Below are 23273 nucleotides of genomic sequence, written 5' to 3' on the forward strand. Positions count from 1 at the left end.
CTCTCACCGCGCCACGCCCGCCCCTCACCACGCCACGCCCGCCCCTCACCGCGCCACCACGCCGCCGAAGTGCTTCAGCGCCCGAGCCAGCTCCGGCGAGTCCACCTCGTGCAGCGGCACCCCCGCCACCGTGGCCGCCCAAGCCTGCCGGATGCTCGTGATCCCCGCCGCAGCGCCGTCCGGATGCCCGAGCACTCCCCCACCGGCCAGCACCAGCAGGTCGTCGGTCCCCGTCCGTTCCAGCGTGACCGGCGCCGTCCCCGCCCACTGCGCCGACGACAGCACCGGCAGGCAAGGGAAGCCGCCGAGCAGCGGCGTGCGCACGGCCGCGACCATGGCGGCCACGTCGTCGTCCGTCACGTAGAACTTGCTGTGGAACCCGCCGCAGTGCAGGTGATCGATCCCGGCCAGGCGGGCGAGCTTCTGGTAGGCGACGTGCCCGATCCCCAGCCCCGCGTGCCGGGACAGCGCCCCGATCCCGGTGACGTGCGCGTGGATGGGCACCCGCGCGTGCCGGCGCAGCATGGCGACGGCGGGGAAGCCGACGACGTTGAGGTTGACCATGACGCAGGTCCCGCCGGCGGCCACCACCATGTCGTGGTTGCGCAGCATGCGGTCGGGTTCGTCGCTGATGTTGAAGGCGTACATCGGCCGCCGCCCCGTGCGCCGTTCCACCTCGTCGAGCGCGCCCGTCACGGCCCTGATGCGCTGCGCCAGCGGCGCGGGCGGGCAGTCGGCGTTCACCTCGTCGTCCTTGATGAAGTCGGCGCCGGCCAGCCCCAGCTCCAGCACCAGGTCCACGTAGTCGGACGGGCGCAGGCCGACGTTGGGCTTGACGATGGTGCCGATCATCACCCCGGACGGGCGGCCGACGAGCCGTCTGGTGCCCTCGACGGCGTAGCCCGCCGGCAGGTAGGCCCGCCCGAACGCGTCCGGCAGCTCCAGGTCGACCAGCTTGAGGCCGGCCAGCTCGCGCAGCTCGTACAGGTTGCCCGCGACGACGGGGAACAGGTTGGTCAGGGACGGCCCCGTGTTGTCGAGCGGGAAGCCGATGCGGACGAGGGCGGCGTGCAGCGGCCGGTCGCCGCGCGAGCCGGGCAGGGGCTCGGTGATCGGGGCGGGGATCTCGGTCATGCCGAGGACGACCGCGCTGTGGCGGGCGCGCAGCTCGTCGGTCTCGCCGGCGACACTGACGAACGTGCCGGTGCTCTGCTCGCCCGCGATCGCGTTCACGGCCTGCTCCAGCGGGAGGCGGGTGACCACCCGGTACGTGGCCACGGTCAGCTCCCGCCCGGTGTCTCCCTCGGCGGGCACGGTCAGGTCACGCATGCAGTTCCTTCGCCAGGTGCTCCATGGCCAGCGGCGGGCTCGCCAGGACGGGAACGGGCAGCGAGACCGTCCCGGCCACCCGCGCCATCGACGCCTGCGCGAGCACGATCACGTCCACCTGCCCGCCCAGCTCGGCCAGCGCCTCGGCCACGCGAGCGTCGTGGGTGGCGGCGTCGCCGCTCATCAGCGCCTCGAACGCCCCCTCGCACACCTGTGCGGTCAGCGCGATCTCGGCCCCGGCCGCGTGGGCGCGCCGCCGTACGAGGTCGGCGGTCGGTTCGAGGGTGGTGGACAGGGTGGCGAGCACGCCGACGCGGGGCCCGAGCGTGACCGCGCGGTCGGCCATCGGCCGGTCGACGCGGAGCACGGGCACGCCGGTCAGCGGTTCGGCGGCCTCCACGGCCGGGCCGATCGAGGAGCAGGTGACGAGGATGCGGGAGGCGCCGGCGGCCTCGGCGGAGGCGATGTGGCCGGCGACGCGGCGGGCGGTCCCGGGGGTGAGGCGGCCGGCGGCGATGGTGTTCTTGATCAGGCTGTCGTCGACGATGTTGAACGTCTCGACGCCGGGCAGGTGCTTCGCGCACAGCTCCGCGAAGACCGGCACCAGCGTGGCCGAGGTGTGGATCAGTCCGAGTGTTGTGGTCAAGGCCTCTCCATCGTGGGTTGCGTGAACAGGTCGTGCCAGACCTGGAAGTGGTCGTCGCTGGCCTGCCCGGCGGCGTCCGCGTCGCCGGCGAGCAGCGCCTCGTACAGGGGCCGGTGGGCGGCCACCGACACCTCCTTGTCGCGGGGGTGGGTCTTGAGCCGGTCGCGGCGCTGGCGGACGGCGCGGAAGAGCACGCCGGTCATCGCGTCGGCGAAGAAGGTGAGCGCGGCGTTGCCGGTGGCGTGCAGCAGCGCCTGGTGGAAGGCGAAGTCGGCGTGGTCGATGTCCTCGGCGGTGGCGGCGGCCTCCATGTCGGCCAGGGCCTTGCCGACGTGCGCGATGGCGACCGGGTCGCCCCGGCGGGCGGCCTCCCTGGCGGCCTGGCGTTCGAGCGCGACGCGTACGGAGTGCAGGGACTCGATCGTGAGGTGGCTGGCGGACAGGGCCAGGTCGAGCGCGGCCTCCAGGCCTTGCGGGTCGAGCCGCTGGACGTAGGTGCCGGAGCCCTGCCGCCTGTTCAGCACGCCGAACGCTTCGAGCAGCCGCAGGCGGTCGCGCAACGCGGTACGGCTGACGCCGAGCCGCTCGGCCAGCTCGCGTTCGGCCGGCAGCCTGGCGCCCTCGCCGAGGTCGCGGATGAGCCCGGCCAGGGCGTCGGAGACGGCGTCCACGGCGATCACCTCAATTGGTCGTACCACTTGCCGGAAAGGTACTACCAAAGTCCCGAAATGTCACTTCATCAGATGAAAAACTAACTTCATCAGATGAAGCTCTATGAAAACGGGCGCGCTCGGGATAGCGTGCGGAGCCGTGGCAACTGATCCCCAGCGGGACTCGGCCAGGAACGTCCAGGTCGTACGTGCCCTCGGCGCCCGCATCGTCGGCGGCACGCTGGCTCCCGGCACGTCCATCCCCATCGAGGAGGAGCTCGTCGGCGAGCTCGGCGTAGGCCGCTCCGCCGTGCGGGAGGGCGTCAAGGTGCTGGCAGGCAAGGGCCTGCTGGAGACCAGGAGGAGCGCGGGCACGATCGTGCGCCCCCGCGAGTCCTGGAACCTGCTCGACGCCGACGTGCTGAGCTGGCGTTTCGAGCCGGAGCCCCGTCCTGAGGACATCCGGGTGCTGGCCGACCTGCGGGTCGCGCTGGAGCCCGGGGCCGCCAGGGTGGCGGCCGAGCGGGCCGACGCGGCGGCCGTGCGGCGCATCGACGAGGCCCTGGCCGCGCTGTACGCCACGGCGGACGACCCCGAGCCGTTCATCGAGGCCGACCTGGCCTTCCACAAGGCGGTGTTCGCCGCCGCCGACAACGACCTGCTGCTCTACATCTACGAAATGATCAGCATCGCCCTGCGGTCCGTGCGCCAGGTGCACACCCGCTCGGTGGCGCACAACAAGGAAACGCTGCCCGGTCACGAACGCGTGGCCCAGGCGATCAGGCGCCGGCACCACCGCAAGGCCGAGGAGGCCATGCGCACGGTGGTCGAAGTGGCCAGGGCCGACGCCGAGCAGCACGTACATCTCTGCTGTTAGCTGTGAAGCTGTTAGTTGCGAAAGGGCTCCCCCCTTGGACGTCCTCCTCGACCTCGACGGCCCCGTGGCCGTCGTCACCCTCAACAGACCCGCCAAGCTGAACGCGATCACCCCCGACATGGCCGCCGCGCTGCGTGCCTGCCTGACCCGGGTGGACGCCGACCCCGACCTCCGCGTGGCCGTGCTGACCGGCGCGGGCGAGCGCTCGTTCTGCGTCGGCAGCGACATCCGCGAGCTGGACGAGTACGCCACCCCCTGGGAGTTCCGCAACCGCGGCGACTACGGCGACGCCGTCCGCGCCCTGCGCAAGCCGATCATCGCGGCCGTCAACGGCTACGCCTACGGCGGCGGCCTGGAGCTGGCCATGGCCTGCGACATCCGGCTGGCCGCGGAGACGGCGACGTTCGCGGCGCCGGAGATCAAGCTCGGCTGGATCGGCGGCAGCGGCCAGTCGGCGCTGCTGGCGCACGCGGTCGGCCCGGGCAACGCGGCCACGATGCTGCTCACCGGCGACCCCATCGACGCCGCCCGCGCCCAGGCATGGGGGCTCGTCACCGACGTCCACCCACAGGACCAGCTCGTGAAGGCGGCCAGGACGCTGGCGCACACCATCGCCAAACGCCCGCCGATCGCCGCCCAGACCGCCAAGGCCAACCTCAAGGCCGCCTACTCGATGCCGCTCGACCAGGCCATCCAGTACGAGCGCGACCTGCAGACCGTCTGCTTCGCCACGCAGGATGCCGCCGAGGGCAGGGCCGCCTTCGCCGAGCGCCGCGAGCCCGTCTTCGAGGGGCGCTGACATGGGGGTGCTCGACGGCTACCGCGTCGTGGACCTGTCCATCGCGATGGCGGGCCCGCTGGCCGCCATGCGGCTGGGCGACCTGGGCGCGGACGTGGTCAAGGTGGAACCGGTCACCGGCGAGTGGCAGCGGCACGCCCCGGCGGGCGGCGCCCACGGCAACCGGGTCAACGCCTCGTTCCTGTCGCTCAACCGCAACAAGCGCAGCCTCGCGGTCAACCTCAAGTCGGACGAGGGCCGCGCGATCGTGCACAAGCTGGCCAGGACCGCCGACGTGTTCCTGCAGAACTACCGGCCAGGCGTGGCCGAGCGGCTCGGCATGGACTACGAGACGATCAGCGGGCTGAACCCGTCCATCGTGTACGTCTCGATGTCCGGCTACGGCGAGACCGGCCCGTACATCTCACGTCCCGGCCAGGACCTGCTGCTGCAGGCCATGAGCGGCGCCATGCTGAGCACCGGCCGCGACGGCGACCCGCCCGCGCCCGCCGGCTCGTACGCGATCGACGCCATCACCGCCTACAGCGCGTTCGAGGGCGCGCTGGCCGCGCTGCTGCACCGCGAGCGCACCGGCGAGGGCCAGCGGGTGAGCGTCAACATGCTGGACGCGGCCGTCGCCGTGCAGATGCAGGAGCTGTCGATCTTCACGGTCGGCAAGGTGCCGCAGCGGCGCGGACGCGAGCCGCACGGCCACACCTACATCCGCGCCCCGTACGGCGTCTTCGCCACCAAGGACGGCTTCATCGCGCTCGGCATGCCCCGCCTGGACGGGCTGGCCGTGGCGCTGGACCTGCCGGAGCTGGCCGCCATGGACGGCGACGCCGACGGCCACACCCGGCGCGACGAGATCACCGCCATGGTGGCCGCCCGCCTGCCCGAGCGCACCACGGACGAGTGGCTGGAGATCCTGGCCCGCCACGACCTGTGGGCCGGCCCGGTGTACGGCTACGCGGACCTGATGAAGGATCCGCAGGTCGAGCACAACGGCTCGTTCGTCACCTACGAGCACCGCACCGAGGGCACGGTCACCACGCCCGGCTTTCCCTACCGCTTCAGCGCCACCCCGCCCGAGGTGCGCAGGGGCGCGCCGCTGGTCGGCGAGCACACCGAGGAGCTGCTCGCCGAGCTGGGCTACTCCCCCGGACGCACCGCCGAGCTGGCCGCGGAAGGCGTGCTGGCATGCGAGGACTGACGTGCGAGGACTGACGTGGGACCATCCGCGCGGGTACGCGCCGCTGGACGAGCTGACGCGGCTCGACCTGGCGGGCGCGAACCCGTACGGGGACGTGCCTGAGCCGATCACCTGGGACCGGCAGCCGCTCGAAGGCTTCGAGTCGGAGCCGATCGCTCGCCTGTCCGAGACCTATGACGTGATGGTGATCGATCACCCTGGCCTGGGCGCGGCGACGGACGCGCTGGTGCCGATGGAGGAGCTGTTCTCGCCGGAGGAGCTGGCCGGGCTGCGCTTCGCGGGCCGCTCGTACGAGAGCTACCACCTGGACGGGCGGCAGTGGGCGCTGCCCCTGGACGCCGCCACCCAGGTGGCCGCCGCCCGGCCGGGCGTGCGGGCGCCTTCCTCCTGGCCCGGGGTCCGCTCGGCGGCGGAGTCGGGACGGATGGCGTTGTGCCTGGGCGGGCCGCACGCGTTCCTCATGTTCTGCGCGGTGACGTGCGGGGACTTCCTCGACGAGGAAGCCGGGGAGCGGGCGCTGGAGCTGATGGCGGAGCTACTCGCCGTCGCCGACCCCGCGTTGTCGCTGCGCAACCCGATCGGGGTGCTGGACGCGATGGCGGCGGGCGAAGTGGACTTCTGCCCCCTGCTGTACGGGTACGTCACGTATCCGCTGGCCTTCACCGACGCGCCCGCCTGGCCGGGCCGTGAGCCGGGCAGCGTGCTCGGCGGCACCGGGCTGGTGGTGTCGCGGCGGCGCATCGGCGAGATCCGCGAGCCGGTGCGGGCGCACCTGCTGCGGCTGACGTCCGAGCCGGTGCAGGGCACGCTCTTCCCGGCCACCGGCGGCCAGCCTGCCGCGCGGTCGGTGTGGACGGACGGGCCCGGCGAGGCGACACCCGCCGCGACCGGGAGCACCCGCGCCTTCTACCGCGACACCCGCGCCACCATGGAGGCCGCCTGGATCAGGCCGCGCTTCCCCGGCTACATCGCCCGCCAGGAGCGCTCGTCCGCGCTCATCCGCGACGGCCTGCTCGCCGGAACCCCCACCCGTGACCTGCTCAAGACCCTGCACGAGGAATGGAGGACACCATGACCACGGCGCTCGTCACAGGCGCCGCCGGGGCGCTCGGCCGCGCGATCGTGCGCCGCCTGACCGCCGATGGCCACCAGGTGGCGGCACTCGACGTGGACGCCGCCGGCCTGGAGGGCGCGCTCAACCTGAAGAGCGACCTGCGCGACCCGGCGGCGATCGAGGCCGCGTTCGAGGAGACGGCCGCGCGGCTCGGCCCGGTCGGCGTCCTGGTCAACAACGCCGCCGTCTACCCGGCCCGCCCGTTCCTCGAGGTGCCGCTGGAGGAGTACGACCACGTGGTCGCCGTCAACCAGCGCGCCTACTGGCTGTGCGCCCAGCACGCGGCCCGCCAGATGACGGAGCTGGGCGGCGGCGCCATCGTCAACATCGCCTCGATCACCATGCACGGCGGCTGGGCGGACCTGGCCGCCTACGTCTCCACCAAGGGCGCGGCGGCGGCGTTCACCAGGGCGCTGGCCCGCGAGCTTGGCCCCCGCGAGATCCGGGTCAACTGCGTCTCGCCCGGCGCGTTCCCGACGGCCGCCGAGGAGATCCACGAGGATCTGGAGGCGTACAACCGGATGGTGCTGGAGCGGCAGGCGCTGCAGCGGCGCGGCACGCCGGACGAGCTGGCCGCCGTGGTGTCGTTCCTGACCGGCCCGGACTCCTCGTTCGTCACGGGCCAGAGCATCGAAGTCAACGGAGGGTGGGTGATGGCATGACGCCGGACCGCAGGCGGCTGGCCGAGCTGACGGGCGACCTGAGCGCGATGGGCGGGGTCCGCCTCGTCACGCTGGGCGACGGCGTGGAGCGCGGGGTCAGGGCGCTGGAGTTCAGGACCGGGTCGGGGCTGGCGTTCGACGTGCTGGTCGACCGGTGCATGGACATCGGGCACGCCGAGCACGCGGGGCGCGCGTTCGGCTGGCGCTCGCCCACCGGGTTCCGGCATCCGGGGCTGCACGAGCACAACGACGAGGACGGGCTGTCGTGGCTGCGCTCCTTCTCCGGGCTGATCGTGACGGCCGGGCTGGACCACACGCTGTTCGGCGGTGACGTGCCCGCCGACGCCTACCGGTATCCGCCGCGCGAGTCCGTACGGCACGGCCTGCACGGGCGCGCCGGCAACCTGCCCGCCAGGCTGACCGGCTACGGCGAGCGGTGGGACGGCGAGCGGTGCGTGCTGTGGGCGGAGGGCGAGGTGCGGCAGGCGGCGGTCTTCGCCGAGAACCTGCGGCTGGTGCGGCGGATCGAGGCCGACCTGGGCGGCGACGAGATCAGGCTGGTCGACACGGTGACGAACGCCGGGTTCGAGCCGACGCCGCACATGTACCTCTACCACATCAACCTGGGCTGGCCGCTGCTCGACGAGGGCGCCAGGCTGGAGGCCGACATCCGGGAGACGCTGTGGCAGAGCGACAGCGTGGCCGAGCAGAAGGCCGACCACATCACCTTCCCCGGGCCCGTGCCGGGGTTCGTGGAGCAGGTGTACGAGCACGCGCTCGCCCCCCGGCCCGACGGGCTGCACCGGGTGGCCGTGGTCAACGACCGCCTGGGCATGCGGGTGGCCGTGGAGTGGCGGGCGGCGGAGTTCCCGTACTTCTTCGAGTGGCTGAACCTGCGCTCGGGCAACTACGCGGTCGGCCTGGAGCCGTCCACCCACCACGTGTCCGGCGACGCGGCGGCCAGGCAGGACGGCAGCATGATCTGGCTCGGCCCGCAGGAGTCGCGCACGTACCACACGACGTTCCGGGTGGAGTCAGCCTCCTAGCCGGTACGCCCGCCGCGCCGTCCCGGCGAACACCTCCTCCCGCTCACTGTCCGACAGCCCGGCGCACAGCTCGTCGGCGGCCGAGACGACCTGGTCGTACTCGGCCGCGAGCAGGCACACCGGCCAGTCGGAGCCGAACATGACCCGCTCGGGGCCGAACGCCTCCAGCACCGTCCCGGCGTACGGCCGCAGGTCGGACGTGCGCCACGAACCCCAGTCGGCCTCGGTGACCATCCCCGACAGCTTGCAGAAGACGTTGGGCCGCGCGGCCAGCTCCAGGATCCGGCCGCGCCACGGCTCCAGCTCCCCTGACGCGATCGGCGGCTTGGACAGGTGGTCGAGCACGAACGTCAGCTCCGGCAGCGCGCTCACCGTGTCGATGGCGGCCTGGAGCTGGTGGGGCAGCGTCAGCAGGTCGTAGGCCAGCCCCGCGTCCGCCACGGCGGCCAGCCCCCGGCGCACGTCGGGCCGGTTGAGCCAGGCGGGGTCGGCCTCCGACTGCACGCCGTGCCGCACGCCCACCAGCCCCGCGGGAAGGGCGGCCAGCGTGCCGGCGACATCGGGCTCGGTCAGGTCGATCCATCCGACGACTCCCGACACAAGTCTTGACTCGGCGGCCAGCGTCAGGAAGTCTCTGGTCTCGTCGAGATCGGGCAGCACCTGCACCAGCACGGTCGCGGTCACCCCGTTGGCGGCGGCATGCCCGGCGAGGTCATCAAGGGTGAACGTGCGGCGTACCGGGGCCATCTTGGCGGAGTCGAGCCAAGCGTGGGAGCGGGCGGACAGGTCCCAGACGTGATGGTGGGCATCGATGCGATTCACGACAGACATCCTATGTATGCGACAGGAGTGATCAACAGTGTCCAGCAACGGATATACGCGGCGCGGAGTGCTCGCCACCGGGTTAGGCGCGGCGGCCGGATCCCTGATCGTGAGCGGTGCCGACGCCCTCCCGGCATGGGCTGACGACAGGCAGGCCGGTCCGCTGGCCCTCTGGTACACCCGCCCGGCCGAGGTGTGGCTGGAGGCGCTGCCGGTCGGCTGCGGGCGGCTGGGCGCGATGGTGTTCGGCGGCGTGGCCACCGAACGGCTGCAGCTCAACGAGGACAGCATCTGGGCCGGCGGGCCGCACAACTACGACAACCCGGGCGCCCTGGAGGCGTTGCCGGAGATCAGGCGGCTGGTCTGGGAGGACAAGTGGCAGGCCGCCCAGAACCTCGCGGACGAGAAGCTGCTCGGCACGCCCAGCGAACAGGCGTGGTACCAGGTGCTCGGCGACCTCACGCTGACCTATCCCGGCTCTGCCGAGTTCACCGGCTACCGGCGCGAGCTCGATCTGACCAGCGCCGTCACCAGCGTGCGGTTCACCCGTGACGGCGTGCGGCACGAGCGCGAGGTCTTCGCCAGCAACCCCGACCAGGTCATCGTGCTGCGGCACACCGCCGACCAGCGCGGCTCGATCTCGTTCACGGCGGCCTTCTCCAGCCCGCAACAGTCCAGTTCGGCCGCCGCCGGACGGGCCACGATCGCGTTGAACGGCGTCAGCGGCCAGACCGAGGGCATGGCCGGAGAGGTCCGCTTCCAGGCGCTGGCCAGGGCCGAGGCCAAGGGCGGCACCGTGCGCGTGGACGGCGGCACGCTGGTCGTCGAGGGCGCGGACGAGGTCACGCTGCTGATCTCCATGGGCAGCAGCTACCGCAGCTACCAGGATGTCGGCGGCGACCCGGCGCAGGTCGCGGACCGCCATCTGACCAAGGCGGGCGGGCGGCCGTACGAGGTGCTGCGGCGCAGGCACGTACAGGACTACCAGCGGCTGTTCGGCCGGGTCTCGATCGACCTGGGCACCTCGGAGGCGGCGGCGCTGCCCACGGACGAGCGCGTCCAGCGCAAGCAGCTCGACACGGACCCGCAGCTCGCCGCCCTGTACTTCCAGTACGGCCGGTACCTGCTGATCTCCTGCTCGCGCGCCCCCGGCTACGCCGCGAACCTCCAGGGCATCTGGAACGACTCGCTCGAACCGGCGTGGCAGTCGAAGTACACCATCAACATCAACTGCCAGATGAACTACTGGCCCGCCGCGCCCGGCAACCTCGTCGAGTGCATGGACCCGCTCTTCGACCTGATCAAGGACCTGTCGGAGACCGGCGCCCGCACGGCCAGGGACACCTACGGCGCGCCCGGCTGGGTCGCCCACCACAACACCGACGGCTGGCGCGGCACCGCCCCCGTGGACTTCGCCTTCTACGGCGTGTGGCCGACGGGCGGGGCCTGGTTGTGCCTGACGCTCTGGGAGCACTACCAGTACACCGGGGACGAGCGGCGGCTGCGCGAGCACTTCCCGCTGATCAAGGGCTCGGTGGAGTACTTCCTGGCCACCCTGCAGACCGACCCCCGCACCGGCTACCTGGTCACCAACCCGTCGCACTCCCCCGAGGTCGGCCACCACGAGGACAACGGCGAGAACGTCTCCATCTGCGCCGGGCCCACCATGGACATGCAGATCCTGCGGGACCTGTTCGGCGCCTTCGAGGAGGCGTCGCAGGTGCTGGGCGTCGAGGCCGGGATGCGCGCCCAGGTCGCGGAGGCGCGCGGGCGGCTCGTCCCCAACCAGGTGGGGCACCTCGGGCAGATCCAGGAGTGGCAGGAGGACTACCGGGGCGACGCGGCGCTGTCGCGCAGCCGGCACATCTCCCACCTGTGGGGCCTGTTCCCCAGCCACCAGATCGACCCCCGCCTGACCCCGGCACTCGCCACCGCCGCCCGCCGCACCCTGGAGCTGCGCGGCGAGGCGGGGGCCGGGTGGTCGCTGGCCTGGAAGATCAACTTCTGGGCGCGGCTGCTCGACCCGGTCGAGGCCTACAAGCGGCTGAGCAACCTGCTGGTGCCCGCCCGGACGGCGCCCAACATGTTCGACCTGCACCCGCCGTTCCAGATCGACGGCAACTTCGGCGGCACCTCGGGGATCACCGAGATGCTGCTGCAGAGCCACGGCGACCAGGTGCACCTCCTGCCCGCCCTGCCCGCCGCCTGGCCCGCGGGTTCGTACCGGGGGCTGCTGGCCCGGGGCGGGTTCGAGGTGGACGTGGAGTGGGCCGGTGGGGCGCTGCGGCGGGGACGCGTGCACTCCCGCCTCGGGCGCACCCTGACCCTCCGCACGGCCGCGCCCGTCACCGTCACGGAACGCGGGCGGCCGGTCAGGGTGGAGCGGCCGGAGGCGGGGGTGGTCGTGTTCGAGACCCGGAAGGGGGCGGTCTACGACGTCGCGCCATCCACCTGACGCCCCAGGGCCCGCCCGCGACCCGTGGGCGGGCCCTGGACCCGGCACACCCGCAACGCACCGCACCACCCACCGCTCACCGCGACCTGCGTGCGCGGCGTGCGCCATGCGCGGCGTGCGCCATGCGCGGCGAGCGCCATGCGCGGCGAGCGCCATGCGCGGCGTGCGCCATGCGGGCTGCGCGATGCGGCGTGCGGGCTGTGCGCGGTGCGTGTGCAGCCGGTGCCGTCCACGCACGCACCGCGTCCCCCAAAAGGACCTCGGCCGGAGTACGGCGGGGAAGGGGCGTGTGGTGGTGACGGCTGCCGGTCAGGCGGGACGTGGGGCGCGGGGCCGGGTGCGGGAGGCCTCGCCCCGGGCGTGCGCCGCGAACAACCGCGCCGCCTCATCGGGATCCCCCGACGCCAGCGCCGCCACCAGGTCGTCATGATGCCCCGCCATGGCCGACCAGTCCCCGTCGTAGAGCGGGTTGCCGACCACGTGCAGGCTCCACAGGTTCGACTCGATGGTCCGCCACAGCCGCAGCAGGAAGGAGTTCCCGCAGGCAGCGCACACCCGCCGGTGAAAGGCGAGGTCCGCGTCCCTGAAGGCCCCGATGTCGCCGTCGCGGGCCGCCTGCCGCATGGCCAGGACGTCGGCCGAGAGCTGCCGCAACGTGTCGGCCTGGATGCGGGCCGCCGCGCCGCGTGCGGCATACTCCTCCAGCAACACCCTGATGTCGCGCACCTCCCGAGCCTGCTCGTCCGAGATCTCCGCGACGTAGCTGCCTCGGTTGGGATAGGAGATGACCAGGCCCTCGTGCGCCAACCGTTTGATCGCCTCCCGCGCCGGGGCCTGGCTCGTGCCGACCCGGCGCGCGATCTCGGCTTCGACGAGCCGCTGCCCGGCGACCAGCTCGCCGGCGACGATCCAGCCGCGCAGCAGCGCGTAGACGCGGTCCGACAGCAGCTCTCTGGGCAGGACGCGGGCCGCGTCCGGCGCGATCTGCTGCTCCTGCCAGATGCGGGCGACCGTGGACTGGGAGAGCCCCAGCTGGGCGGCCATGGTGCGGGTGGACGGCACGGCGCCGCCTCCTGCCGCGGCGGCGATGACGCGTTCCGCCTCCTGCCGTTCGGCGCTGCGGGGGCGGCCCGGCCTGGGCGCGTCGGCCAGGCCGTCGAGCCCGCGTTCGACGAAGCGGGCGCGCCACTTGGCGACGGTCGCCGGGCTGACCGACAGCCGGGTCGCGATCTCCTTGCGGGGCAGCCCTTCGGCGCACGCCAGCACGATGCGGCTGCGCAGCGCGGGCCCGCCACCGCCGGTGGGCTCCCGGGCCGCCCACTCGCGCAGGGTGGTGAGCTCCTCGGCCCCCAATACCAGCCGTTTGTCGTCCTCATGTCCAGCCACGCCGCAACCTTAACGTATTTATGACTCGGCAACCCACAGGACACGTATTTGTAGCGTCGCGTTTGCCCTTGACGGGGCCATGTGACCAACGTATTAAATAATCGCTAATCGAGTAACGACCCATTAAAAGGCGTCGCAGATCTCGCCCCCTTGGAGGTGCGATGCGTTCCCCCCGTTCATCCCTCGCCCTTTCGTCCCTTGGCTGCCTGCTCGTTCTCACCGGCTGTGGCGGGGGCGGCTTCGCCGGCGAGTCCCAGGCACAGCAGAGCGAGGGCGGCCCGGTCACCGTCCGGATGCTGGTCAACATCAGCCCGAACCTCACCCAGACGTACTGGGACGGCCTGGTCAAGCCGTTCGAGCAGGCCAACCCCGGCATCGACGTCAAGATCGAGGCGCCGACCGGCAAGGGCGTGGCCGACACGCTGCCGCAGCAGCTCGCCGCCGGCAACGCGCCCGACGTGGTGGAGACCCTGATGGCCGACGAGACGCTGGCCAAGCAGATGCTCGACCTGACCGACCAGGCGTGGACCAAGGACACCCCGCTGGCCGAGCAGGCCAAGCTGGGCGGCAAGCTCTACCAGGCCGGCGTCGGCGTGCAGGCCCAGTCGCTGGTCTTCTACAACAAGGCCGCCTTCGACAAGGCCGGGATCGAGCAGCCGCCGCAGACGTTCGACGAGCTCGAGACCGCGATGGCGGCCCTCAAGAAGGCGGGCTACCTGCCGCTGCAGACCGGCGGCGACTTCCTGACCGGCCTGCAGCTCCTGCAGCTGTCCAACCCGAGCCGCGCCCAGACGCACCCCGCCTGGCAGCAGGACGTCAAGGCGGGCAAGACCAAGGCGGGCGAGTCGCTGCTGCCCTACCTCGAGCGCTACAAGGGCTGGATCGACAAGGGGTACGTCGACAAGAACGCCCTCGGCCTGAAGTACGCCGACGCCGAGACCCAGTTCCTGTCCGGCAAGTCGGCCATGTACGTCATGGGAAGCTGGTTCACCGCCACCGAGGCCAAGGCCGAGAAGGACTTCGAGGTCGGCGTCTTCCCCGCCCCGGTCGACAAGGGCCAGACCTACCCGGGCCCGCAGGGCGCCACGCTCGCGGCCCCGTACATGATCCTCAAGTCCACCCCCAGCAAGGACGCGGCGCTCAAGCTGGTCCAGTGGCTGGTCACCGACCCGGCGGCGGTCAAGAGCCAGCTCGCGCAGGACGGCAACTTCCGCACCGGCGTGGAGCGCGAGTTCACCCCGCTGGAGAAGCAGGTGCAGGAGATCCTCGACAAGGCGCCCTCCGGAGTGCCGCAGGGTGAGGGGTACGGCGACGCCACCCTGCCCAAGGGCTTCAACTCCGCGTGGAACACCGAGGTCCAGGGCCTGTACGTCGGCAAGTCGCCCAAGGAGGTCGCCGAGGGCGTGGACCGCTGGCTGGCCGGACGCTCATGACCCTCACCCGAGAGCACGCTCCTCCCGTCGTGAAAGCGCCCGTCCAGAAGCGCAGAAACCACGACGGATGGGCCAACACCCTCATGGTGGCCCCCGCCACGGTCCTCTACACCGTGATGCTGATCGTCCCGGTCGGCCTGGCCCTCTACCTGAGCCTGACCGACTGGGACGGCTTCAGCGCCAACCCCGCCTTCGTCGGCGCCGCCAACTACCTCGACCTGATGGACGACCCGGAGCTGCGGCGCGCCTCCCTGGTCACGCTGCTCGTCGCGGTCGCCGGCACGGCCGGGCTGAACCTGCTCGGCCTCGGCTTCGCCCTCCTGGTCAACGGCGCCTCCCGGGCCAACACGTTCTTCCGGATCGTGCTGTTCTACCCGCACGTGCTCAGCGCCCTGGTGGTCGGCTTCCTCTGGTCGGCCATCCTGGGCACCGGCGGCGCGGTCAACAACCTGGTCACGACCTGGGGCGGCGAGGTCATCCCGTTCCTGTCGGACCCGACCTGGGCCACCGTCACCATGATCGCGGTGCTGGTGTGGGCCGGGTTCGGCGTCAACGTGGTGCTGTACCTGGCGGGCCTCCAGGCGGTGCCGCACTCGCTGATCGAGGCGGCCCGCATCGACGGGGCCACCCGCTGGCAGGTGTTCAGGAACGTGACGCTGCCCGCGCTCGGCCCTTCGGTGACGGTCAACATCGTGTTGTCGCTGGTGACGCTGCTGAAGACGTACGACCTGGTGGTCTCGCTGACGGCGGGCGGCCCGGCCGGCCAGACGCAGACCGTCGCCTACCTCATCCTGTGGAACTCCTTCCACGACGCCCGCCTCGGCTTCGGCTCCGCGCAGTCGGTGCTGCTCATGCTGGTGACGGGGGCGCTGGCGTTCGTGGTGACCAAGCTGCGCAGGCGCGGCGAGCTGGCGGTGCACCAATGACGAAGAAGACGTTCCTGTGGGCGACCGTCGCCTTCATGCTGATCCCCCTGTACGTGCTGACCGTCAACGCGTTCAAGGGCCAGCAGGACATCCTGTCCAACCCGTTCGGCCTGGGCGGGCTGACCCTCGAACCGCTCGGCAGGGCGCTGACGAACCCGAACTTCAACGTGTTCAAGGGCTACGCGATCACGCTGCTGTTCGTGGTGGCGGTCAACGTGCTGTCGGTGGGGCTGGCCGCGCCCGCCGCGTACGTGATCGCGCGCAGCCCGAAGCGCCGCTTCCGCGTGCTCATGCTGTTCTTCCTGGCGGGCACGTTCATCCCCGGCCAGGTGCTGGTCATCCCCGTCGTGTACGTGCTCAAGACCTTCGGCCTGATGGGCACCATCCAGGGCTTCGTGCTCTTCGAGACCACGCTCACGCTGCCGTTCTCGATCTTCCTGTACGCGGGATACATCGCCACCGTCCCGGCCGTGCTCGACCAGGCGGCGGCCGTGGACGGGGCGGGCAGGCTGCGCACGTTCTGGCAGATCGTCTTCCCGCTGATGCGGCCCGCGGTCGCCACGATGGTCATCCTCAACACCTTCTCGGTGTGGAACGACTTCGTGAACCCGCAGATCATCCTGGGCCCCGGCAGCGGCCTCTACACGGTCACCACCGGCGTGTACGCGGCGGTCAGCCAGTACTCCACCGACTACACGGTGGTCTTCCCGACGCTGCTGCTGGCCATCGCGCCCCTGCTGATCTTCTTCGTCTTCATGCAACGGCACATCATCAGCGGCCTCACGGCAGGAGCAACGAAAGGTTGACCATGCGCGAGATCAAAGCGACGGTGCCGCTCGGCGAACCACCGGCGTGGGCGGTGCTGGAGCGCAGGCTCTTCGACGCCCTCGACGAGGCATGGCGCGGCTTCGCCGCCCGCTACTGCGGGCCGGACGGCCGGCTGATCTACCACGGCCCGGCGGCGGACCGCGACGGGGCCGACGACTTCTACGAGGCGTTCTTCAACTGGCCGACGCTCTACCAGCTCGGCGGCGCCGACGACCTGCTCGACGCCGCCAAGCACCACTGGGAGGGCGTCACCACGCAGCTCACCGAGCTGGGCTACCTGGTGGACGAGTACGAGCGCGGCTACGACTGGTTCCACCAGGGCGAGTCGATGCTGCTGTTCTACGGCATCTGCGCGGCCGACCCGCGCGACGAGCTGTTCCGCGAGCGGGCCCGCCGCTTCGCCGACCTGTACCTGCCGGGCTCGGCGAACTACGACGCCGCGCACGACATCATCCGCGCCCCGCACAACGGCGCCGGCGGCCCCCGCTACGGCCTGCAGTGGGAATGGGCCTCCTACCACACGGACCTGGTCAGCATGCGGCCGTTCGGCCTGCCGCTGCGTGACCTGCCGGGCATCGAGCGCTGGGAGGACCTGGGCGACCCGAGCAACGCCGCCCGGATGGGCGCGGCGATGAGCGAGCGCATCGGCCGCGGCGACGTGGCCGTCAACCTGGCCGCGACCAGCCTGGCCGTCAACGCCTGGCTGTACGACGGCGACGACCGCTACCGCGACTGGGCGCTGCGCTACATCGGCGCCTGGCAGCGCAGGGCCGAGGCCAACGACGGGGTCATCCCCGACAACGTGGGCCCGTCGGGCGTCGTCGGCGAGCTGCACGGCGGCCGCTGGTACGGCGGCAACTACGGCTGGCAGTGGCCGCACGGCCTCTACAGCGTGGGCGCCGCCGCGGCGATCGCCGCGGTCAACGCGTACCTGCTGACCGGGGACGAGGCCACGCTCGCCATCGGCCGCGACCCCCTCGAAGCCGTGTACGGGCGCGCCGTCCAGGCGGCCGTCACCGAGACCGACATGAGCATCAGCGACCGCTGGCTGGCGGAGCTGGGCGACGAGGCCGTCAAGCCGACCATGCTGGTGCCGAACCGGCACGACGACACGGGCTGGTTCGACTTCCAGCCGCCGCAGCTCGGCCTGCCGGTCTGGCTCTGGCACGTGTCGCAGAACCGGGGCGACGCGGACCGGCTCGACCGGCTGCGCAAGGCGTCCGGCTACGACTGGTCCACGGTGCGGCCGTTCCGCAACAAGGAGGAGGCCGGGCACGAGGCGCCGTGGCTGGAGTTCCTGCGCGGCGCCAACCCCGGCTTCCCCGAGCAGATGCTGTCCACCGCGCTCGGGCAGGTGCAGCGCCGCATGGCGCTGGTCGGCTCCGACCAGGCGGACCTGGCCACCATCCACGTGCACCACTGGCAGCGGCTCAACCCGGTGCTCACCGAGGCGCTGCTGCAACTCGTCACCGGCACCCCGCAGGTGCTCTACAACGGCGGCCTGCTGCCGACCCGCCTCGCCTACTTCGACGCCGACCGCGCCCGCCCCGGGCTGCCCCGCGACGTGGCCGCGCTGGTCGACTCGGTGCGCCCCGGCGGCACCGCCGTGGAGCTGGTCAACCTGAGCCTGGCCCACACCCGGCGGGTCGTGGTGCAGGCCGGCCAGTTCGGCGAGGACCGCATCGACCGCGCCACCGTCACCCAGGTCGCCGGCGACGACTACCCCGGCGACCCGCGCGCCTACACCTCACCCCCCATCGCCCACACCGAGCAGGAGGTGACCGTGGACGGCCCGCGCCTGCTCGTGGAGCTGCCGCCCGGCCGCCGCATCCGGCTCGACCTGCACACGACCGCGCGCGTCCGCACGCCGTCGCACCAGCACTACTGAGCCTTGCGACCAAGCATTCGCAAGACCGATTGAGGAGTTTCATGGACGACGCCATCTGGGATCTGCCTGTGCGCGGGAAGCTGCCCGCCGCACCCGATCCCGCCCTCGTGGAGGGGCTGTCCCGGATCAGCTCGGCCACCGCCTGCGCCAAGCTGCACGCGCAGGGCATCCGGCGCACCTTCGTCGAGGGGCCACGTCCCATCGCGCCGGGGCAGCGGATCGCCGGGCGGGTGCGCACGCTGCAGTTCATGCCGCAGCGCGAGGACATCGCCTCCGGCCTCGGCCAGGAGTACGTCGAGCGGCACACGGCCCTGTGGCACGTGCTGGAGGAGATCGAGCCCGGTGACGTGCTCGTCGTCCAGGCGTACGGCAGCGCGTACACCGGCTGCTTCGGCGACATGCTGGTGCGCTACTTCAAGCGCAAGGGCGGCGCCGGCATCGTCGTGGACGGCCGGATCAGGGACCTGCCGCGCGTGAGCGGCATCGGCCTGCCGATCTGGTCGACCGGCGCCACCCCGCACTACGCCTCGCAGGCGGAGTTGTTCCCCTGGGCCTACGACGTGCCGGTGGCCGTCGGCGGCGCGCTCGCGCTGCCCGGCGACCTGTGCGTGGCCGACGACGACGGCGCCGTGGTGGTGCCGCTGCGCCGGGCCGGCCAGGTGCTCGAAGCCGCCGCCGACCACGAGCAGTGGGAGCGCTACAGCCGCGCCCGCATCGAGGAGGGCGGGGCGCTTTCCGACTACTACCCACTCACCCCCGAGACCCGCGCCGAGTACGAGCGGTGGCGGGACGTTAAGGAGAGCCAGTGATTCTCAGGTCCGTGGGCGCGATCGTCTTACTCGTGGGCGGTCTGACGACCCCAGCACCATCGGCCGCGACGGCCAGAACCTGTGACTACTACGTTTCCACCCAGGGCGGCAACCGAGCGGACGGCAGCGCCAAACGCCCCTGGAAGAGCATCGAACAGGCCCGCGACGCCCTCCGGGCGAAGAAGGGCAGGCAGAGCTGCGACATCGTCGTCAACGTCAAGGCCGGCGACTACGTCGTGGACAAGACCATCGAGTTCACCGAGGCCGACTCGGGCAAAGACGGCCACAGGATCACCTACCGCAGCGCTGACGGCCCGGGCAAGGCCCGCCTGCTGGGTGCCAAGCCGGTGACGGGATGGCAGAAGTACAACGACAACATTTACAAGACCAAGGTCGATCGTACCTTCTTCACGCTGTTCGAGGACGGCAAACGCGCCACGACCGCCCGCTACCCGAACAGGACCAGCGACGACCTGTGGTCGCCGTACCTGTTCTCCAGGCTGGGCGAGCCGGAGAAGGAGGCGGTGCGCCAGTGGCTGTACTTCAAGCCCGAGGACGTGCCCGCCGAGTGGGACGCCGACTTCGACAAGAACTCGCAGATCGTGGTCTGGTCGGGCGGCTCGTGGAGCTGGTTCACCGACACGGTGCCGCTGGGCGGGGCCGACTTCCGCAAGGGCTTCTTCACGCTCAACCACTGGGCCCGCTACTCGTTCGTGAACAGCCGCAGCGGCTCCCGCTACTTCCTGCAGAACACGCTGCGCTTCCTCGACCAGCCCGGTGAGTACTACTTCGACTTCGCCAACAGCGAGGTCTACTACTGGCCCAAGGGCTCGATCGACAAGGTCATGGCTCCGACCGTGAAGACGATCCTGTCGCTCAAGGGCAGCACGCCCGACCAGCGCGTGCAGAACCTCGCCTTCGACGGGCTGGCCCTGCAGTACAGCGACTTCGTCGACTGGTACAGGGCCGGCTGGATCAGTGAGGGCGACTCGGGCTACGAGCACAAGTACCCCGTCTACGACCGGCAGATCGAGATGCCGCGCAACCGGTTCGGCATGATCACGCTGACCAACACCCGCGACATCGACCTGACCAGGCTGCACATCTCCGACAGCGGCTTCATGGGCGTCTACATGCTCTTCGCCAACGAGCGGGTCAAGGTGTCGGACAGCCTGCTGGAGAACATCGGCGCCGACGGCATCAAGGTCGAGGGCGGCTACCCCGGCGAGGGCGACATCTCCGGCCACCACACGATCAGCAACAACTACATTTACCACGTCGGCGAGCTGGTGCCGGGCGACGCCGCGGGCATCGAGCTGATGAGCACGGGCAACAACACCGTCAGCAACATCAACGTCAAGCACAGCGCGCGGTACGGCATCAGCCTGGAGGTCCGCCCGGAGATCAAGCCGGCGGACAACTACGCCCGCAACAACTCCTTCTCCTACATCAAGCTGGAGGAGACCGGCCTGGACAGCGGCGACATGGGCGCCTTCTACACCTACGGCGTCAGCAACGTCGAGCCGCACCCCATGGAAAACCACGTCAAGCAGATGGTGATCACCGACGTCATCAACGACCCGGCGGGCGCGATGCCCGACAGCGGCACCCGAGGCGTGCACATGGACGCCGGCGGCTGCGGCTTCACCTTCGACAACATCGAGGTGGGCAAGGTCAGCGACGACAAGTACCAGAGCTACCAGTGCAACCAGGTGACCAACGCCAACTGGGCCGACGGCTTCGACGCCTCGAAGATGGAGTACGACAAGATCGGCGTGACCAGCGCGTTCCCGTACCCGATCCCCGGAGCCACCCAGTGAAGGCGCTGGTGACGGCGGCGGTGGCGCTCGGCGCGCTGCTCGTCGCGCCGACCGCCTCCGCGCAGGCGCCGTGCAAGCCGATCGACCTGTACGTCGCCCCGAACGGGACCGACGCCGGCCCCGGCGACGCCCGACGGCCGTGGAAGACCATCGAGCACGCCCGCGACCAGGTCCGCAAGCGGCCACAGACGTGCGACATCGTGGTGAACCTGAAGGCCGGCGACTACGTCGTCGACAAGACCATCGAGTTCACCGAGGCCGACTCCGGCAGGAACGGCCACCGCGTCGTCTACCGCAGCGTGGACGGCCCCGGCAAGGCCCGCCTGCTGGGCGCCAAGCCGGTGACCGGCTGGCAGAAGTACAAGGGCGACATCTACAAGACGAAGATCGACCGTACCTTCTACACGCTGTTCGAGGACGGCAAGCGGGCCACCACCGCCCGCTACCCCAACCGCCGCTCCGACGACGTGTGGGCGCCCTACCTGACGTCCGTGCTGAAGGAGCCGGAGAAGGAGGCCGTCTACCAGTGGCTGTACTCCAACCCCGGTGACTGGGACAAGAGCTGGGACCTGACCAACGCGCAGGTGATGGTCTGGTCGGGCGGGTCGTGGAGCTGGTTCACCGACACCGTGCCGATCAAGAACCCGTCGTGGGACGACAACCAGCTCACCCTCGCCCACTGGACGCGCTACGCCCTGGTCAACAGCCGCGGCGGCTCGCGCTACTACCTGCAGAACTCGCTGGACTTCCTCGACCAGGCCGGCGAGTACTACTTCGACTTCGCCAACAGCGAGGTCTACTACTGGCCGCGCGGCTCGATCGACAAGGTCCTGGCGCCGACCGTGAAGACCATCCTGTCGCTCAAGGGCAGCACGCCTGACAAGCGGGTGCGCAACCTGTCCTTCGACGGGCTGGCCCTGCAGTACAGCGACTTCGTGAGCTGGTACCGCAACGGCTGGATCAGCGCCGGCGACGCCGGCGAGCCGCACAAGTACCCCGAGTACGACCGGCAGATCGAGATGCCGCGCAACCGGTTCGGCATGATCACCCTGACCAACACCAGCGGCATCGACCTCACCCGCCTGCACGTGTCGGACACCGGCTTCACCGCCGTCTACCTGCTGTTCGCCAACGACCACGTGCGCGTCTCCGACAGCCTGCTGGAGAACGTCGGCGCCGACGGCATCAAGGTGGAAGGCCCCTACCCCGGCGAGGGCGACGTCGCCGGGCAGAACGTGTTCACCAACAACTACATCGATCACATCGGCGAGCTGGTGCCCGGCGACTCGTCCGGCGTCGAGCTCATGAACACCGGCAACAACGAGGTCAGCCACACCGTCGTCAAGCACAGCGCCCGGTACGGGGTGAGCCTCGAGGTCCGGCCCGAGGTGAAGGACGGCGACGGGTACGCGCACGGGAACGTGTTCAAGTACCTCAGGCTGGAGGAGACCGGGCTCGACAGCGGTGACATGGGCGCCTTCTACACCTACGGCGTCTCCAACCTGGACCCGCACGAGATCACCAACCACGTCTCCCAGGTCGTGATCGGCGACGTCATCCCGGACGCGTCCATGCCCGACAGCGGGACCCGCGGGGTGCACATGGACGCCGGTGGGTGCGGGTTCGCCTTCGACAACATCGAGGTGGGCAGGACCACCGACCAGTCGTACCAGAGTTACCAGTGCAACGAGGTGACGAACGCGAACTGGGTGGATGGGTTCGACGCCTCGAAGATGGAGTACGACAAGATCGGCGTGACGGGGGCTTTCCCGTACCCGATCCCCAGTTAGCCGAGTGGCGGCGGCGGGGTCAGTGACCGTCGCCTGACTTCGGCACACCGGCCGGGGCGCCGGGCCGGCGGGCCCGGCGTCCCGTCCAACCGGCTTCTTGGAGCGCCCGTGAACGACTTGACGCAGCACGGCCTTCCCACCACACGGTTCAGCGACGCCTCCCTCCCGCCACCCACCTTCCCGCGGCCCGGCAACGCCTCGCACCCGCCACCCACCTTCGCGCGGCCCGGCGACGCCTCCCTCCCGCCACCCACCTTCGCGCGGCCCAGCGACGCCTCCCTCCCGCCACCCACCTTCGCGCGGCCCAGCGACGCCTCCCTCCCGCCACCCGGCGGGATCGCGGTGACTCGGCGCGGCTTTCTCGCGCTGGGTGCCGCCGCCTTCTTGACCTTCGACGACCTCTTACCCTCCCCCGCCCCTTCGCCCGCCTGGTTCGCGCGTCCGCGCCGCGAGGTCCGGCCGATGGTGCGGTGGTGGTGGCCCGACGCCCACGTCGACCCTCGCGAGATCCGGCGGGAGGTGGACCAGCTCGCGGACGCCGGCTTCGGCGGGGCGGAGATCGCGGCCGTGCATCACAGCATCCGCGACAAGTCCGTGCTCGACCCGGCCGGGCACGGCTGGGGAACGCCCGCCTGGAACGCCGCCGTGGCCGCGGCCCTCGACCAGGCGGCCAAGCGCGGCATCAGCATCGACCTGACGATCGGCCCCGCCTGGCCGGCCGCCGTCCCCACCATCACGCCCGCCGACGCGGCGGCGGCCAAGGAACTGGCCCACGGCACCGCGACCGTCCCCGCCGGCACC

Annotated in this window: 19 protein-coding genes and 1 pseudogene; 15 read left to right on the forward strand and 5 right to left on the reverse strand. The window is 71.2% G+C overall.

Annotation, left to right across the window (positions count from 1 at the left end; genetic code table 11):
• Positions 1–45 precede the first annotated feature (45 nt).
• Genes FXF51_RS27965 through FXF51_RS27975 form a run of 3 tightly spaced genes read right to left on the reverse strand, consistent with a single transcriptional unit; the run spans position 46 to position 2673 of the window.
• A complete protein-coding gene (locus tag FXF51_RS27965) occupies positions 46–1329 on the reverse strand; it encodes a RuBisCO large subunit C-terminal-like domain-containing protein (protein ID WP_148437643.1) in 1284 nt (427 codons plus the stop codon).
• Positions 1322–1975, reverse strand: a complete 654-nt coding sequence (locus tag FXF51_RS27970) for an aspartate/glutamate racemase family protein (protein WP_148437644.1) — start codon at positions 1973–1975, stop codon at positions 1322–1324. The genes FXF51_RS27965 and FXF51_RS27970 overlap by 8 nt, the downstream gene beginning before the upstream one ends.
• Positions 1972–2673, reverse strand: coding sequence for a FadR/GntR family transcriptional regulator (locus FXF51_RS27975; RefSeq protein ID WP_187414606.1), 702 nt, complete (start codon positions 2671–2673; stop codon positions 1972–1974). Before FXF51_RS27975 ends, FXF51_RS27970 begins: the two co-directional genes overlap by 4 nt.
• Before the next feature lie 112 nt (positions 2674–2785).
• On the opposite strand from FXF51_RS27975, the gene FXF51_RS27980 reads away from it, so the two are divergent.
• Genes FXF51_RS27980 through FXF51_RS28005 form a run of 6 tightly spaced genes read left to right on the forward strand, consistent with a single transcriptional unit; the run spans position 2786 to position 8315 of the window.
• Positions 2786–3502 carry a FadR/GntR family transcriptional regulator gene (locus tag FXF51_RS27980; protein WP_187414607.1) on the forward strand — a complete coding sequence of 239 codons (717 nt, stop codon included), beginning with the start codon at positions 2786–2788 and terminating at the stop codon, positions 3500–3502.
• A gap of 34 nt (positions 3503–3536) precedes the next feature.
• Complete coding sequence (locus FXF51_RS27985) at positions 3537–4301, forward strand: enoyl-CoA hydratase/isomerase family protein (protein ID WP_148437647.1); 765 nt, start codon at positions 3537–3539, stop codon at positions 4299–4301.
• A 1-nt stretch (position 4302) separates the two neighbouring features.
• On the forward strand, positions 4303–5493 hold the full coding sequence (locus FXF51_RS27990) for a CaiB/BaiF CoA transferase family protein (RefSeq protein WP_148437648.1): 1191 nt from the start codon (positions 4303–4305) through the stop codon (positions 5491–5493).
• Position 5494: 1 nt separating this feature from the next.
• Entirely contained in the window at positions 5495–6568 is a 1074-nt protein-coding gene (locus FXF51_RS27995; protein ID WP_148437649.1) for a carbohydrate ABC transporter substrate-binding protein, read from the forward strand.
• On the forward strand, positions 6565–7269 hold the full coding sequence (locus FXF51_RS28000) for an SDR family NAD(P)-dependent oxidoreductase (RefSeq protein WP_148437650.1): 705 nt from the start codon (positions 6565–6567) through the stop codon (positions 7267–7269). The genes FXF51_RS27995 and FXF51_RS28000 overlap by 4 nt, the downstream gene beginning before the upstream one ends.
• Positions 7266–8315: an aldose 1-epimerase family protein gene (locus tag FXF51_RS28005; protein ID WP_148437651.1), complete on the forward strand. Its 1050-nt coding sequence runs from the start codon at positions 7266–7268 to the stop codon at positions 8313–8315. The genes FXF51_RS28000 and FXF51_RS28005 overlap by 4 nt, the downstream gene beginning before the upstream one ends.
• On the opposite strand, the gene FXF51_RS28010 is transcribed toward FXF51_RS28005, so the two are convergent.
• On the reverse strand, positions 8304–9137 hold the full coding sequence (locus tag FXF51_RS28010) for an amidohydrolase family protein (RefSeq protein ID WP_222871502.1): 834 nt from the start codon (positions 9135–9137) through the stop codon (positions 8304–8306). The two genes, FXF51_RS28005 and FXF51_RS28010, sit on opposite strands and share 12 nt — an antisense overlap.
• Positions 9138–9174: 37 nt before the next feature.
• Between FXF51_RS28010 and FXF51_RS28015 the strand changes: the two genes are divergently transcribed.
• Positions 9175–11592 carry a glycosyl hydrolase family 95 catalytic domain-containing protein gene (locus tag FXF51_RS28015; RefSeq protein ID WP_148437653.1) on the forward strand — a complete coding sequence of 806 codons (2418 nt, stop codon included), beginning with the start codon at positions 9175–9177 and terminating at the stop codon, positions 11590–11592.
• Positions 11593–11901: 309 nt separating this feature from the next.
• On the opposite strand, the gene FXF51_RS28020 is transcribed toward FXF51_RS28015, so the two are convergent.
• A complete protein-coding gene (locus tag FXF51_RS28020) occupies positions 11902–12978 on the reverse strand; it encodes an FCD domain-containing protein (RefSeq protein ID WP_222871503.1) in 1077 nt (358 codons plus the stop codon).
• 161 nt (positions 12979–13139) lie between these two features.
• On the opposite strand from FXF51_RS28020, the gene FXF51_RS28025 reads away from it, so the two are divergent.
• From FXF51_RS28025 to FXF51_RS61020, 8 genes and pseudogenes are all read left to right on the forward strand, one after another.
• Positions 13140–14411: an ABC transporter substrate-binding protein gene (locus FXF51_RS28025; protein ID WP_148437654.1), complete on the forward strand. Its 1272-nt coding sequence runs from the start codon at positions 13140–13142 to the stop codon at positions 14409–14411.
• A 29-nt stretch (positions 14412–14440) separates the two neighbouring features.
• Complete coding sequence (locus FXF51_RS28030) at positions 14441–15337, forward strand: carbohydrate ABC transporter permease (RefSeq protein ID WP_222871504.1); 897 nt, start codon at positions 14441–14443, stop codon at positions 15335–15337.
• Positions 15334–16143: a carbohydrate ABC transporter permease gene (locus FXF51_RS28035; protein WP_148437655.1), complete on the forward strand. Its 810-nt coding sequence runs from the start codon at positions 15334–15336 to the stop codon at positions 16141–16143. Before FXF51_RS28030 ends, FXF51_RS28035 begins: the two co-directional genes overlap by 4 nt.
• A gap of 2 nt (positions 16144–16145) precedes the next feature.
• The gene (locus FXF51_RS28040) at positions 16146–18053 is read left to right on the forward strand and encodes a hypothetical protein (RefSeq protein ID WP_148437656.1); all 1908 of its coding nucleotides are present in this window, start codon (positions 16146–16148) and stop codon (positions 18051–18053) included.
• 41 nt (positions 18054–18094) lie between these two features.
• The gene (locus tag FXF51_RS28045) at positions 18095–18862 is read left to right on the forward strand and encodes a ribonuclease activity regulator RraA (RefSeq protein WP_148437657.1); all 768 of its coding nucleotides are present in this window, start codon (positions 18095–18097) and stop codon (positions 18860–18862) included.
• The gene (locus tag FXF51_RS28050; RefSeq protein ID WP_148437658.1) at positions 18859–20682 is read left to right on the forward strand and encodes a right-handed parallel beta-helix repeat-containing protein; all 1824 of its coding nucleotides are present in this window, start codon (positions 18859–18861) and stop codon (positions 20680–20682) included. Before FXF51_RS28045 ends, FXF51_RS28050 begins: the two co-directional genes overlap by 4 nt.
• Positions 20679–22472, forward strand: coding sequence for a right-handed parallel beta-helix repeat-containing protein (locus FXF51_RS28055; RefSeq protein ID WP_148437659.1), 1794 nt, complete (start codon positions 20679–20681; stop codon positions 22470–22472). Before FXF51_RS28050 ends, FXF51_RS28055 begins: the two co-directional genes overlap by 4 nt.
• 108 nt (positions 22473–22580) lie before the next feature.
• Positions 22581–23273, forward strand: a pseudogene (locus FXF51_RS61020) (glycosyl hydrolase); the annotation flags it as partial.

Source organism: Nonomuraea sp. PA05 (assembly GCF_008086045.1).
GTDB classification, from domain to species: Bacteria; Actinomycetota; Actinomycetes; order Streptosporangiales; family Streptosporangiaceae; genus Nonomuraea; species Nonomuraea monospora.

Bases quoted from the DNA above. Each gene is read 5' to 3' on its own strand.
- FXF51_RS27965 (WP_148437643.1), bottom strand. From the start codon at position 1,329: ATGCGTGACCTGACCGTGCCCGCCGAGGGAGACACCGGGCGGGAGCTG.
- FXF51_RS27990 (WP_148437648.1), top strand. From the start codon at position 4,303: ATGGGGGTGCTCGACGGCTACCGCGTCGTGGACCTGTCCATCGCGATG.
- FXF51_RS28000 (WP_148437650.1), top strand. From the start codon at position 6,565: ATGACCACGGCGCTCGTCACAGGCGCCGCCGGGGCGCTCGGCCGCGCG.
- FXF51_RS28005 (WP_148437651.1), top strand. From the start codon at position 7,266: ATGACGCCGGACCGCAGGCGGCTGGCCGAGCTGACGGGCGACCTGAGC.
- FXF51_RS28025 (WP_148437654.1), top strand. From the start codon at position 13,140: ATGCGTTCCCCCCGTTCATCCCTCGCCCTTTCGTCCCTTGGCTGCCTG.
- FXF51_RS28035 (WP_148437655.1), top strand. From the start codon at position 15,334: ATGACGAAGAAGACGTTCCTGTGGGCGACCGTCGCCTTCATGCTGATC.
- FXF51_RS28040 (WP_148437656.1), top strand. From the start codon at position 16,146: ATGCGCGAGATCAAAGCGACGGTGCCGCTCGGCGAACCACCGGCGTGG.
- FXF51_RS28045 (WP_148437657.1), top strand. From the start codon at position 18,095: ATGGACGACGCCATCTGGGATCTGCCTGTGCGCGGGAAGCTGCCCGCC.